This is a genomic window from Aliivibrio friggae (genome assembly GCF_057368515.1).
This window is the reverse complement of the sequence record NZ_CM170648.1, coordinates 2604312-2617778: the sequence shown is the minus strand read 5'-3', so window position 1 is coordinate 2617778 and position 13467 is coordinate 2604312. Positions and strand designations below refer to the sequence as shown.

Here is a 13467-nt window from a genome sequence, read left to right as displayed (position 1 = left end):
TGCGGAACAAAAATAGGGATTAGGCATGTTGCAAGGATGCAGAGAAAGTATCAAATTGTTCAGTATTCAATGTAGTGCCATTTTTATTGTCAGTTGGGTGAGTTTGGCGGTTCAGGCGAATCAAATAGTGACGAATCAACTTTTGAATGTGGATTTTAAATTGGGTCAGAAAAAAGAGGGGGAGATTACTATTGATCTCGCTTCTTCATCGGCTTTGGTTGATTTTAAAAAAGAAGATCGTAAATTAATTATTGAGTTGCATGATACGAAGATCAGCGATGATAAGTTAGTTATCTTGGATGTTGACGATTTTTCTACAGTAGTTTCTCGAATTGAAACCTTTAGAGAAGGGAGTAGCACAAGATTATCGGTGGAGGTGAATGACACTTATCAATACGATTACGATGTAATAGATAAACAAGTGAGGGTTATCGTTTCTAAGTCTAAGAAATCAACGGGCTCGAATGATCTCTTATTAAATAATCATAAAAACAAACCGATTTCGATTAACTTCCAAGATATATCAGTGCGGCATGTATTGCAGTTGATCGCGGATTATAATGATTTTAATTTAGTGGTATCAGACTCGGTTGAAGGCAATTTAACACTGCGTTTAGATGGCGTACCGTGGCAACAAGTTTTAGATATCATTCTAAAAGCCAAGCATTTGGATAAACGCGTTGAAGGTAATGTGGTCTTGGTAGCTCCAACATCAGAGTTTGATATACAAAAGAAAAAGAGTTTAGAGCAAGCAAAAATGGCCTCGGAATTAACGGAGCTTTCTTCTGTCATACTTCCAATTAGCTATGCTAAAGCATCCGATATTGCCGAACTTTTCACTGGAGATGGTGAGGTAACTATGCTCTCTCAGCGCGGTAGTATCACCGTTGATGAGCGAACCAACTCACTATTACTGCGTGATTTACCAGAAAGTATTGACGTTATTAAAGATATTATTGAAACCTTAGATGTACCCATCAAACAAGTTCAGATTGAAGCAAGAATTGTCACTATTAATGAAGGTCACTTAGATGAACTTGGCGTTCGTTGGGGAGTAACGAATATTAATGGCAGTACTACGATTGGCGGTTCAATTGAAAATAACTTAGCGACGATTGGGCTCTATGATGGTGGTAAGTCTGGCCTTCCTGTTGATGATTTTTTAAATGTAAATCTTGGTTTAGTCAATCCGGCAGCATCGAGTATTGCTTTTCAGGTCGCCAAATTAGGTTCTAACTTATTGTTGGATCTGGAACTTTCGGCGCTGCAAGCTGAGTCTAAGGCTGAAATAATTTCGAGCCCTCGACTGATCACTACCAACAAACAACCAGCTTATATTGAGCAAGGAACCGAAATTCCATATTTAGAAGCCTCTTCGGGTGGAGCTGCATCGGTCTCTTTTAGAAAAGCAGTGTTAAGTTTAATGGTGACACCACAAATTACCCCAGATAATCGCTTGGTTCTTGATTTGATTGTGACGCAAGATAGACCCGGTAAGGTCGTCAAAACAGGAACAGGTGAGGCGGTAGCAATTGATACTCAGCGAATTGGAACTCAAGTGTTAGTAGATAATGGTGAGACGGTGGTTTTAGGTGGTATCTATCAGCATTCATTATCAAATAGTGTAGAAAAAGTTCCCTTATTAGGAGATCTTCCTCTGCTAGGAGCACTATTTCGTCGTAGCTCAGAAAATATAGGTAAAAAAGAATTATTAATCTTCGTTACCCCAAAAGTTGTTATACAGTAATAAGATAGCGTTATTTTAAGGTGTGAAATGTTATTAAAATAAGGGGTAAAAAAAATTATTATGCTGAACTTTTCATCTAGCTATTGCAATCACTAGCTATTAACTGAGATAATTTTTAGTCTGATCACAAAATATCTGTGAGGAATATGGTGCCACAGAAGCATGTCTAGAAGAGACAACTGTTGGCAATGTCGTTAATGAACTTTGCATAATTTCTAAAAAATGGCTGAAAAACGAAATATTTTCCTTGTTGGCCCAATGGGCGCCGGCAAAAGTACAATTGGTAGACACTTAGCACAGCAACTTCATATGGAGTTTCTTGATTCTGACACGGTAATCGAAGAACGCACAGGCGCAGATATTGCTTGGGTATTCGACGTGGAAGGTGAAGAAGGATTCCGTGTACGTGAAGAAGGTGTAATTAACGATTTAACTCAAGAGCAAGGCATTGTACTTGCGACGGGTGGTGGCTCTGTTATTAGTAAAGAGAGTCGCAATCGTTTATCTGCTCGTGGTGTTGTTGTATATCTTGAAACTACAATTGAGAAGCAATTAGCTCGCACACAACGCGATAAAAAACGTCCGTTGCTTCAAACTGATGAACCTCGTGAAGTGTTAGAAGCACTAGCGAAAGAGCGTAACGCACTTTATGAAGAAGTGTCTGATTACGTTGTTCGCACCGATGATCAAAGTGCAAAAGTAGTTGCAAATCAAATCATCCAAATGCTTGAAGAGCGTTAATTCAAGTCATTTACTAAGACAGATACTGGGAACGAATCATGGAAACGATTCATGTAGATTTAGCAGAACGTAGCTATCCCATCTCTATCGGCGCCGAGTTGTTTTGCAACCCGGCGCATTTTTCATCTGTAATACCTGCCAAAAAACGTGTTGTCGTTATCAGTAATGTAACGGTTGCACCGTTGTATGCTCAGCAAGTCATCGACACATTAAACACGTTTGAATGCCAAGTATCATTGTTGGAATTAGACGATGGTGAGCAATATAAGAATCTAGACACTTTCAATAAAATCCTAACTTTTCTGCTTGAGGAAAATCACAGTCGTGACGTAACGATTGTAGCCTTAGGGGGCGGAGTTGTTGGTGATGTGGTTGGTTTTGCTTCCGCATGTTATCAACGTGGCGTTGATTTTATTCAGATACCTACAACACTTCTTTCTCAAGTTGATTCATCTGTTGGTGGTAAAACTGCAATAAATCATCCGCTTGGTAAGAATATGGTGGGTGCATTTTATCAACCAAAAGCCGTTATTATTGATATTAATTGCCTGAAAACATTACCTGAGCGTGAATTCGCAGCAGGGATGGCTGAGGTGATTAAATACGGCATTATTATTGACCGTGAATTCTTTGACTGGCTTGATGAGAACATGGATAAACTGTATGCATTGGATCATGATGCGTTGGTTTATGCTATTTCACGTTGTTGTCAAATTAAGGCAGATGTTGTAGCAAAAGATGAAAAAGAATCAGGGATGCGTGCACTCTTGAACCTAGGTCATACTTTTGGTCATGCGATTGAAGCTGAAATGGGTTACGGTAATTGGCTTCACGGTGAAGCGGTTTCTGCTGGCACAGTAATGGCGGCAGTAACAGCTCAAAAAGAAGGGTTAATTTCGCAAAATGACGTAGAGCGTATTTGTGCTCTATTAGAAAAAGCGAAGTTGCCACTTAAAGCACCCAAAGAGATGACAGTAGATGCATTTATGAAGCACATGATGCGTGACAAGAAAGTGTTGTCAGGTAAGTTACGTTTGGTATTGCCAACATCAATTGGCAGTTCTGAAGTCGTAACTGGTGTTTCTGAAGATGTGCTTGCTGATGTAATTGAGCAATGTAAGGCGTAAAATATGAGTATTGGTCATGATTTAACTGTGTTGGAATTAGAAAGCCAAATTGATGTGTTATCACGCATTCAATTTGTGTCTCGTTTTGGTTCTAATTTAGTGCATATTGAAGGAGTCAAAGGCTCTGGAAAGTCATGGCTTGCTCAGCGCTATCTTGAAAAGTGGAGTGATGATGCCAATCAAGCTCTGCTTATGTGCCACAAAAATCAATCGATTCAACAGCAGCGTGGGATCATCTTAAAACAAGTGGTCCGAGACCCACTTTTTAATGAGTTTGATACTGTTGTCGACAGTATTGGTCGTATGTTAGCTGGCGAAACGTGTAACTTATTGTTGGTTATTGATGACGCACATTTACTTTCTACCGAATTACTCAGTGAACTTTGGCTTTTAGTGCAAAAAGCACAATCAACGCCAAATTGGCAAATCAACGTTCTGCTCTTTTCAGAGGCTGGGAAATTAATACCAGCATTATCAAGAATGTCTTATGGGCAAGATAATAAACCTATCGATATTGATATTGAATTATTGAGCGCTGAAGAAGCCGCAACGTTTACTGAAATGTTGGTGGTTCGCTTTAAAGCAAATGGCGAAGAGAAGCGTCGTATCCGTAATTTGGTAGATAAAAGTAATCGTCTTCCTGCAGAGTTAATTGCATTAGGTGAAAAGAAAAAAGAACGCCGAGTTATTATTCGCTCAGTGACAAGTTCTCCTATTGGTATCTTAGGCGTGGCAGGGGTTCTATTATTGGCAGCTGCGGGTGGCTATTGGTGGTTAAATCAAGCAACCACAGTACCTATATCTTCTGTGGTAGATACGGCACTAGAACACGACACAAAACTAGCGGCTGGATTAGATAATCAAATTAGCGGTGCGATTAATAGTACCGAATTAAAAAGTGTGAACTTACCAGAAGATGATACTCATACTATTCCTCCCGAAGTGATCGATACACCTATCATTGCTGAGACGACTGTTGAAGAGGGTAAGCGTGTTGTTGTTCCTTCAGAGTTGGTCGACTCTTTAGTTGGTGATTCAGAAGATGCATTAGAGCAAGAAGATGCGACGGTGAAAGATGAGCCTCGCGCCGTGACTGTTGAAACAGTAAAAGAAGAGTCAATAACTGAGCCTGAAGTTAAACAGGAAGCTAGTTCAAACATCACATTTAGTTTGGCGAATAGCGAGTTAAAAGGTATTTCTCAAAAACGTTATATCTTACAGCTAGCAGCGTTAACTAATGAAGAAGCAGTACAAGAGTTTCTACTTGAGCACCAGATTGAAAAATCAGCTCGAATCTATCAAGCATTGCGGAATGGTTCTATTTGGTACATCGTTACTTTTGGTGATTATGCTTCAATCTCAGCAGCGCGTGGTGCAGTGCAAACATTACCAAGTTCAGTACAAAGCTTAGGGCCTTGGGCGAAATCTTTAGTGCAGGTGCATCGAGAGATTGATTCTGTAAAATAAGCGCTAAGATAAACAGACCATAGTGAAAAAATAGGGTACAATCCCCCGCTTTCTGGATCAAGGTAATAGGGCGTAAAAGACGTATGAAAAAGCATCGTGCATTTCTCAAGTGGGCTGGCGGTAAATATAGCCTGGTAGAAGAAATTCAACGCCATCTTCCCGATGCTAGAAAACTGATCGAACCTTTTGTCGGTGCGGGCTCAGTTTTTTTGAATACTGACTATGATCAATACCTTCTTGCCGATATCAATCCTGATTTGATTAATCTTTATAATCACCTTAAAGATGACCCAGAACGTTTTGTTGAAGACGCTCGTGCGTTATTCCAACCAGAATACAATCAAAAAGAAGTGTATCTCGATCTACGTATTGAATTTAATCAATGCACAGATACTTATCGTCGATCGTTACTTTTCCTATACATGAATCGTCATGGTTTTAATGGTTTATGCCGTTATAATAAAAAAGGCGGTTTTAATGTGCCTTTTGGTTCGTATAAGAAGCCGTATTTCCCTGAGAAAGAGATGTACTTTTTTGCTGAAAAAGCTAAGAAAGCAACGTTTGTTTGTGAGGGATACGTAGAAACATTTAAGCGTGCTCGTAAAGGCTGCGTGATTTATTGTGATCCTCCTTATGCACCATTATCAACAACCGCGAATTTTACCTCTTATGCCGGTAATGGTTTTTCATTAGATGATCAGGCTGCATTGGCTGATATCGCTGAAAAAGCAGCATTTGAGCGTGATATCCCAGTTCTTATTTCTAACCACGATACAACACTCACACGACGTTTGTACCATGGTGCAACCTTGAATACGATTAAGGTGAAACGCACTATTAGTCGAAATGGCGGTAGCAGAAATAAAGTAGATGAGCTAATGGCTCTGTTTTATGCGCCTAAATGTACTGAGTAAATAGAACATTCCCCTTCAAAATTCCGTTCAAAAGGTTAACAGAGCCTAAGACAGGTTTGTAATTATCAGGTAGAATTGCGCCGTCGATTTAATCGATTGCGCTATATCGTTATAGCGGTACTTAAATAATGATTAACCTGAGGCTCAACATGAAAGATTTTTTGATCGCACCATCTATTCTCTCTGCTGATTTTGCTCGTCTTGGTGAAGACGTTGAAAAAGTATTAGCGTCAGGTGCCGATGTCGTTCACTTCGACGTAATGGATAACCACTATGTACCAAACCTAACGTTTGGCGCGCCAATCTGTAAAGCACTGCGTGATTACGGCATTACTGCTCCTATCGATGTTCATTTAATGGTTAAGCCAGTAGATAGCATTGTTCCTGAGTTCGCTAAAGCAGGCGCAACAATGATCACTTTCCATGTAGAAGCATCAGAACATGTTGATCGCACTCTTCAATTAATTAAAGAAAACGGCTGTCAGGCTGGTGTGGTATTAAACCCAGCAACACCATTATCTTGCCTTGATTACATTATGGATAAAGTAGATATGATCTTACTTATGTCTGTAAACCCAGGTTTTGGTGGTCAATCATTCATTCCTCATACTCTAGATAAACTGCGTGCAGTTCGTAAACTTATCGATGAATCAGGCCGTAATATTCGTCTTGAAATCGATGGTGGTGTGAAGGTTGATAACATTCGTGAAATCGCTGAAGCCGGTGCAGACATGTTCGTTGCAGGCTCTGCTATTTTCAATCAACCAAACTACAAAGAAGTGATGGATGAAATGCGTGCTGAATTAGCAAAAGTGAAAGGTAACTAGAATTCATGTTTGAAAACATCAAACTGATCGCTTTCGATTTAGATGGAACGCTGCTTGATAGTGTTCCAGATTTAGCTCGCGCAGTTGACCTTGCTATGCAAGATGTAGGTTACCCAAGAGTAACGCTAGAACAAGCGTCTCATTGGATTGGTAACGGTGCTGATGTTCTTGTTTCTCGTGCACTAAGCCAAAGTGTTACCGTTCAAGAAGGACTAGACCCTGAATTGATTAAGCAAGCTCGTGCTCGTTTAGATCATCACTACCATGATGGTGGACATGAGTTAAGTCACTTGTATCCAAAGGTAAAAGAGACACTAGAAGCACTTCATCAGCAAGGATACACCTTAGCTTTAGTGACTAATAAACCTGCGCAATTTGTTCCAGAATTGCTTGAGCAACATCAATTGGCTCACCTTTTTGTTGATGTTATTGGTGGCGATACCTTCGTTGAGAAAAAACCAAACCCATTTGCACTAAATTGGTTACTCGATAAGCATCAATTAAGCGCTTCTGAGATGTTGATGGTGGGTGATTCAAGAAATGATATTCAAGCGGCACAAGCGGCGGGTTGTTATAGCTTTGGCCTGACTTATGGCTATAACCATGGCGAGCCAATAGCAGACAGTAAGCCAGATGTAGTAAGTGATGAATTTAATCATTTATTAGCCGTGATGAGTGTGGCAAGATAGTATTCATTGATAAGTACAAATAAAGACTATCAATACAATAGAATAACCATTAAATGATCCCATCGTGGATCATTTAATTTTTACAGTTAAACAAGGAATCATAACCATGAGCAAGCCCATCGTATTAAGTGGTGTTCAACCATCAGGTGAACTAAGTATCGGTAACTACTTGGGTGCTCTACGTCAATGGCAACAGATGCAAGACGATTATGATTGTCAGTATTGTGTAGTAGACCTTCATGCAATTACGGTTCGCCAAGATCCTAAAGCACTGCATGAAGCAACACTCGATGCACTGGCAATTTGTCTAGCGGTTGGTGTTGATCCAAAGAAGAGCACGCTATTTGTTCAGTCGCACGTACCAGAGCATGCTCAACTTGGTTGGCTTCTTAACTGTTACACTCAAATGGGTGAATTGAATCGTATGACTCAATTCAAAGATAAATCAAAGCGTTATGCTAATGACATTAACGTAGGTTTGTTTGATTACCCAGTATTAATGGCGGCAGATATTCTACTTTATGGCGCACATCAAGTGCCTGTAGGTAGTGATCAAAAGCAACATTTAGAATTAGCGCGTGATATTGCCAACCGTTTTAACAATATCTACAGCCCTGAAGCGCCATTATTTACCGTGCCAGAACCGTACATTCCACAAGTGAATGCGCGTGTAATGAGCCTGCAAGATGCGACGAAGAAAATGTCTAAATCAGATGATAACCGTAAGAACGTTATTACGCTGCTAGAAGATCCTAAGTCGATTCTTAAGAAGATTAATAAAGCACAAACAGATGCAGAAATGCCACCGCGTATTGCTCATGATTGGGAAAATAAAGCGGGTATTTCAAACCTTATGGGTCTGTACTCTGCGGCATCAGGTAAAACGTTTGAAGAGATCGAAGCTCAATACCAAGGTGTTGAAATGTACGGTCCATTCAAGAAAGACGTTGGTGAAGCAATTGTGACTATGCTTGAGCCGATTCAATCTGAATACAAGCGTATTCGAGAAGATCGTGCCTACATGGATTCTGTAATGAAAGCGGGTGCAGAGAAAGCCTCTGAGCGAGCAGCAGTGACATTGAAAAAAGCGTTTGAAGCGGTTGGTTTTGTTACTCGCCCATAGTCTGTCGCTCTGATAAAATAGATTGCTCGTAGGGTTTCCTTACGGGCAATTTTTATTTCTTATTTATCTTCCTAAGTAGTTTTTTATGCTGTTAATGATCGACAATTATGATTCGTTTACCTATAACTTATATCAGTATTTCTGTGAGTTAGGTGCAGAGGTAAAAGTGGTTCGTAATGATGAAATTGACATTGCAGGCATTGAAGCACTTAACCCATCTCACTTAGTTATCTCTCCCGGCCCTTGTACTCCTAACGAGGCTGGCATTTCTTTGCAAGCCATTGAATATTTCGCAGAAAAATTACCAATTCTTGGCGTGTGTTTAGGTCATCAAGCCATTGCTCAAGTGTTTGGTGGTGATGTGGTACGTGCTAAAAAAGTGATGCATGGAAAAACCTCCCCAATTATTCATACCAATCAAAGTGTATTCCAAGGGTTGAATAATCCTCTTACTGTTACTCGTTATCACTCTCTTGTTGTTAAAGCTGAGACCTTACCTAGCTGTTTTGAAATCACTGCATGGACGGAAAATGAAGCGGGAGATATGGATGAAATTATGGGATTTTGCCATAAAACATTACCGATAGAAGCGGTACAATTTCACCCTGAATCGATAATGACAGAGCAAGGTCACGATATTCTTGCTAATTTTTTTAATAAATAATTAATATCTTCTCAATTCCCTAGAGCGATCTAGTTCACCCTTCTTACTTTTTCTTTTGTCTCTTCAGTATATTTTTTATCTGATGATTTATGCATAAGAGCTATGCCTTCTATTCTTATAAATTCGTTTACTTATCTACTTACCTACTATAGCTTTGAATTATAACTATTCTAATAAACTGACTCTTCAGTCATTTGTCGATATAAAATGGAACTTTTTTAGTTCAAAAAAAGAATTTTGTGCTATTGAAAAGGTTAATGGTTTGTAAATACTATGCTGAAAAACGGCATACGCAGAAGGAAAGTGTGATGACGACCAATTCAAACGTCGAACGTAACGATTTTAATGATGTAATGGTACCTTGTTATAACCCAATGGAAATTATTCCAGTTAAAGGGGAAGGGGCTCGTATATGGGATCAAGTAGGAAAAGAGTACATTGATTTTGCTGGTGGTATTGCCGTGAGTTGCTTAGGGCATTGTCATCCTATCATGGTTAATGCCTTGCAAGAGCAGTCACAAAAGCTGTGGCATCTTAGTAATGTAATGACCAATGAACCTGCTATTCGTTTAGCGAAAAAATTAACTGAAGTGTCATTTGCAGAAAAAGTATTTTTTGCGAATTCTGGTGCAGAAGCGAACGAAGCAGCATTGAAATTAGCTCGACGCTGGGCAGTTGATGTTCATGGTGCAGAGAAAAGTGAAATCATCGCATTTAAACAAGGCTTTCACGGTCGAACTTTCTTTACAGTAACGGTTGGTGGTCAAGCCGCTTATTCTGATGGTTTTGGGCCTAAACCAGGTGATATTTCTCACCTTGAATACAATAATCTTGCAGAACTAGAAGCGCACATGTCAGAAAAGACTTGTGCAATTATGATGGAACCATTGCAAGGTGAAGGTGGACTGATCTCACCTACATCAGAATTTGTAGAAGGTGTAAGAGCCCTGTGTGATAAATACAACGCGCTGCTTATTTTTGATGAAGTACAAACCGGTAATGGTCGTACTGGTGACTTTTATGCTTATCAAGGTCTAGGTGTTACCCCTGATATTTTAAGTACAGCAAAATCGTTAGGTGGTGGTTTCCCTATTGGTGCCATGTTAACAACGACAGAGTTGGCTCAACATTTAAAAGTGGGCACTCACGGTTCAACCTATGGTGGTAACCCATTAGCGTGTGCAGTGGCTGAAGCTGTGATTGAAGAAGTATCCAAACCAGAAACATTGGCTGGCGTAAAAGAGCGTGAGCAATGGTTCCGCGATGGATTAGAAGCGTTAAATGTAAAATACGATATGTTCGCAGAGATCCGTGGCAAAGGTTTACTACTTGGCGCAGCATTAAATGAAGCATGGCAAGGTCGTGCTCGTGATGTCCTTGTTGCCGCAGGAGAACAAGGCCTAATGGTACTTGTGGCTGGCGTGAATGTAGTTCGTTTTACACCATCATTAGTGATCACAAAAGAAGACGTTGAGCTTGGTTTTACTCGTTTAGATAAGGCACTTGCGTCATTAAATAAATAGATTCATATAGGGATTTGGGCAACTCCGGAGTTTGGGTTGCCCTCTTTTTATTTAGATTTAAAACCTAGGTGTTCATTCCAATAGATAGCCTTGAAGTTTTATCTATTGGACTTAGCACAGTCTATGAAACATCGCATCGGAGGGAATATTGATGCTTGTTATTCGTCCTATCACTCAGGAAGATTATCCTGCACTTCATCAGTGTGCCGTAGAATCTGGCCACGGCTTTACCTCACTACCTGTCAATGAAGAGCAATTACGAAATCGAATTGATCACTCTATTGGGAGCTTTGAAAAAGAAGTTCAATCCCCTGGCACGGAAGGTTACCTTATGGTTGGGGAAGATTCGGTCACCGGTGAGGTTACGGGAACGACAGGGATAGAAGCCGCAGTTGGTTTGGATTCACCTTTCTATAATTATCACATCAGTAAAGTGGTTCATTTCTCACGTAAGCTCAATGTTAATAATGTCGTGAAAGTACTGACTTTTGGTAGTAATTATACTGGTAGCACAGAGATCTGTACGCTTTTCTTACGTCCCGAATTTCGTGAAGGTCTTAATGGCCGCTTAATGTCTAAAGCGCGTTTTTTAATGATGGCAGAGCACCCGCACCGTTTCTCAGATACCATTTTTGCTGAAATGCGTGGTGTCTCAGATGAGGAGGGGCAATCTCCTTTTTGGAAATGGCTACAAAAGCACTTTTTTTCGATCGATTTTACCGAAGCTGATTACCTAACGGGGATTGGTTATAAAGGTTTTATTGCGGATCTTATGCCTAAATTACCGATTTATGTCAGCTTATTAAGTAAAGAAGCGCAAGCGGTGATTGGTAAGGTACATGACAATACTAAACCGGCTCTAAGACTATTAGAAAATGAAGGTTTCCGCTGTCGAGGTTATGTCGATATTTTTGATGCAGGGCCGACGGTTGAATGTGATTTGCGCAGCATTGAATCAGTGCGAAATTCATTTAAAGCTAAAGTGATCATCACTGAGCATAACAGCTCGCAGCAGTATTTAATTGCAAATACATCGTTTGAGAATTTCAGAGCAACAGCAACCACCGCCGCTTATGATAAAGCGACCGATACCGTTCATTTAACACAAGAAGCGGCAACGGCATTGCAAGTAGAAGTGGATGATTACGTACGTTTATTAGCTCAATAGAGGACAAAGGATATGACACATTGGATTGCAGGGGATTGGGTTTCAGGTAATGGTGAAACAATACAATCAGTAAGCCCGTACAACAGTGAAGTGGTGTGGGAAGGGAACAGCGCAACCAAAGAACAGGTTGAGTCAGCCGTTGGTGCGGCACGCCATGCCTTTATTGAGTGGAAAAAACAGCCTTTTGAAGCGCGCCAAGTGATCATTGAGCGTTTTGCTGAGTTAGTAAAAGAAAATGCAGATCAAATAGCAGAAGTGATTGCTAAAGAAACCGGTAAACCATTCTGGGAAACCAAAACGGAAGCCGGTGCGATGGTTGGTAAGATCGCCATTTCTATTCGTGCTTATCATGAAAGAACGCCCTATAAAGAGCGAGAAGCCGCAGGAAATAAAATTGTACTTAGACATCGCCCTTTAGGTGTTATGGCTGTCTTTGGGCCGTACAACTTCCCTGGGCACCTTCCTAATGGTCATATTGTTCCAGCACTGCTTGCCGGTAACACAGTCGTGCTAAAACCTTCAGAGCAGACGCCATGGACCAGTGAAGTGATCATGAAATTATGGCAACAAGCAGGCTTGCCAAATGGTGTGATTAACCTAGTACAAGGTGCTCGTGCAACAGGTGAAGCGTTAGCGGGCGCTAAAGGTATTGATGGCCTGTTATTTACCGGTAGTGCGAATACTGGACATATCCTGCATCGTCAATTCTCAGGAGACACAGGAAAAATGCTGGCTCTAGAAATGGGCGGCAATAACCCGATGGTTATTTCAAAAGATTTTGGTGATCAAGAAGCGGCAGTTTACACCATTATTCAATCGGCATTCATTAGTGCGGGTCAACGTTGTACATGTGCTCGTCGCTTATATGTTCCTATTGGAAAAGCAGGCGATGAATTGTTAGTTCGCCTTGTTGAAGTGGCAAAAAGTATCGTTGTTGACCAACCGTTTGCTGATAACGCTCCGTTTATGGGCTCGCAAATATCAGTCGCAGCGGCAGAATTTATTCTAAACGCCCAGAAGAGTTTACAAGACTTGGGTGGCGAGTCTTTACTCGAAGCCAAAAGCTTAGGTCATGCCTTCGTTTCACCCGGTATTATTGATGCGACTAAGGTTGCTGAATTACCAGATGAAGAATACTTTGGACCATTACTGCAAGTGGTGCGTTACGAGACATTAGAAGAAGCCGTAGAGCTTGCTAATGACACTCGTTATGGTTTATCGGCAGGCCTTGTTTCAACGGATGACAGTGAGTGGGAATATTTTGTAGAGCATATTCGTGCAGGTATTGTAAACCGTAACCGTCAACTGACTGGAGCAAGTGGTGACGCGCCATTTGGTGGTCCGGGTGCATCAGGAAACATGAAACCAAGTGCTTATTACGCTGCGGATTATTGTGCATACCCAATGGCATCAATGGAAGGAGATGCGTGTGAAATTCCAGCTCAACTCTCTCCGGGTTTAACTCTATAAGAGGCGA

General features: G+C 40.7%; 12 protein-coding genes. All 12 read left to right on the top strand.

The window, feature by feature from the left end; all coding sequences use genetic code 11:
* Window positions 1-25: 25 nt before the first annotated feature.
* The 12 genes from AC2INI_RS12065 (at window position 26) to astD (ending at window position 13460) form a co-directional block, all read left to right on the top strand.
* Complete coding sequence (locus AC2INI_RS12065; RefSeq protein ID WP_486304920.1) at window positions 26-1747, top strand: type IV pilus secretin PilQ; 1722 nt, start codon at window positions 26-28, stop codon at window positions 1745-1747.
* Window positions 1748-1969: 222 nt separating this feature from the next.
* Complete coding sequence (aroK, locus tag AC2INI_RS12060; RefSeq protein ID WP_045101110.1) at window positions 1970-2488, top strand: shikimate kinase AroK; 519 nt, start codon at window positions 1970-1972, stop codon at window positions 2486-2488.
* 38 nt (window positions 2489-2526) lie between these two features.
* The gene (gene aroB / locus AC2INI_RS12055) at window positions 2527-3615 is read left to right on the top strand and encodes a 3-dehydroquinate synthase (protein WP_122033744.1); all 1089 of its coding nucleotides are present in this window, start codon (window positions 2527-2529) and stop codon (window positions 3613-3615) included.
* A gap of 3 nt (window positions 3616-3618) precedes the next feature.
* Window positions 3619-5082: an SPOR domain-containing protein gene (locus tag AC2INI_RS12050; RefSeq protein ID WP_486304919.1), complete on the top strand. Its 1464-nt coding sequence runs from the start codon at window positions 3619-3621 to the stop codon at window positions 5080-5082.
* 83 nt (window positions 5083-5165) lie between these two features.
* A complete protein-coding gene (gene dam, locus AC2INI_RS12045) occupies window positions 5166-5996 on the top strand; it encodes an adenine-specific DNA-methyltransferase (RefSeq protein ID WP_122033742.1) in 831 nt (276 codons plus the stop codon).
* 149 nt (window positions 5997-6145) lie between these two features.
* Complete coding sequence (gene rpe, locus AC2INI_RS12040) at window positions 6146-6823, top strand: ribulose-phosphate 3-epimerase (protein WP_486304918.1); 678 nt, start codon at window positions 6146-6148, stop codon at window positions 6821-6823.
* Between the two features lie 5 nt (window positions 6824-6828).
* Window positions 6829-7512 carry a phosphoglycolate phosphatase gene (locus AC2INI_RS12035; RefSeq protein WP_122033741.1) on the top strand — a complete coding sequence of 228 codons (684 nt, stop codon included), beginning with the start codon at window positions 6829-6831 and terminating at the stop codon, window positions 7510-7512.
* A gap of 106 nt (window positions 7513-7618) precedes the next feature.
* Window positions 7619-8635 carry a tryptophan--tRNA ligase gene (gene trpS, locus AC2INI_RS12030; RefSeq protein WP_060992628.1) on the top strand — a complete coding sequence of 339 codons (1017 nt, stop codon included), beginning with the start codon at window positions 7619-7621 and terminating at the stop codon, window positions 8633-8635.
* Window positions 8636-8720: 85 nt separating this feature from the next.
* Window positions 8721-9299: an aminodeoxychorismate/anthranilate synthase component II gene (locus AC2INI_RS12025; protein WP_486304917.1), complete on the top strand. Its 579-nt coding sequence runs from the start codon at window positions 8721-8723 to the stop codon at window positions 9297-9299.
* Between the two features lie 308 nt (window positions 9300-9607).
* On the top strand, window positions 9608-10822 hold the full coding sequence (locus AC2INI_RS12020; protein ID WP_486304916.1) for an aspartate aminotransferase family protein: 1215 nt from the start codon (window positions 9608-9610) through the stop codon (window positions 10820-10822).
* Between the two features lie 151 nt (window positions 10823-10973).
* Complete coding sequence (astA, locus tag AC2INI_RS12015; protein ID WP_486304915.1) at window positions 10974-11990, top strand: arginine N-succinyltransferase; 1017 nt, start codon at window positions 10974-10976, stop codon at window positions 11988-11990.
* 12 nt (window positions 11991-12002) lie between these two features.
* Window positions 12003-13460, top strand: coding sequence for a succinylglutamate-semialdehyde dehydrogenase (gene astD / locus AC2INI_RS12010; RefSeq protein ID WP_122033737.1), 1458 nt, complete (start codon window positions 12003-12005; stop codon window positions 13458-13460).
* Window positions 13461-13467: the final 7 nt, after the last annotated feature.

Coding starts and splice junctions, on each gene's coding strand:
- AC2INI_RS12065 (WP_486304920.1), top strand. CDS start 26: ATGTTGCAAGGATGCAGAGAAAGTATCAAATTGTTCAGTATTCAATGT.
- astA (WP_486304915.1), top strand. CDS start 10,974: ATGCTTGTTATTCGTCCTATCACTCAGGAAGATTATCCTGCACTTCAT.
- AC2INI_RS12035 (WP_122033741.1), top strand. CDS start 6,829: ATGTTTGAAAACATCAAACTGATCGCTTTCGATTTAGATGGAACGCTG.
- astD (WP_122033737.1), top strand. CDS start 12,003: ATGACACATTGGATTGCAGGGGATTGGGTTTCAGGTAATGGTGAAACA.
- dam (WP_122033742.1), top strand. CDS start 5,166: ATGAAAAAGCATCGTGCATTTCTCAAGTGGGCTGGCGGTAAATATAGC.
- AC2INI_RS12025 (WP_486304917.1), top strand. CDS start 8,721: ATGCTGTTAATGATCGACAATTATGATTCGTTTACCTATAACTTATAT.
- trpS (WP_060992628.1), top strand. CDS start 7,619: ATGAGCAAGCCCATCGTATTAAGTGGTGTTCAACCATCAGGTGAACTA.
- AC2INI_RS12050 (WP_486304919.1), top strand. CDS start 3,619: ATGAGTATTGGTCATGATTTAACTGTGTTGGAATTAGAAAGCCAAATT.
- aroK (WP_045101110.1), top strand. CDS start 1,970: ATGGCTGAAAAACGAAATATTTTCCTTGTTGGCCCAATGGGCGCCGGC.
- aroB (WP_122033744.1), top strand. CDS start 2,527: ATGGAAACGATTCATGTAGATTTAGCAGAACGTAGCTATCCCATCTCT.
- AC2INI_RS12020 (WP_486304916.1), top strand. CDS start 9,608: ATGACGACCAATTCAAACGTCGAACGTAACGATTTTAATGATGTAATG.
- rpe (WP_486304918.1), top strand. CDS start 6,146: ATGAAAGATTTTTTGATCGCACCATCTATTCTCTCTGCTGATTTTGCT.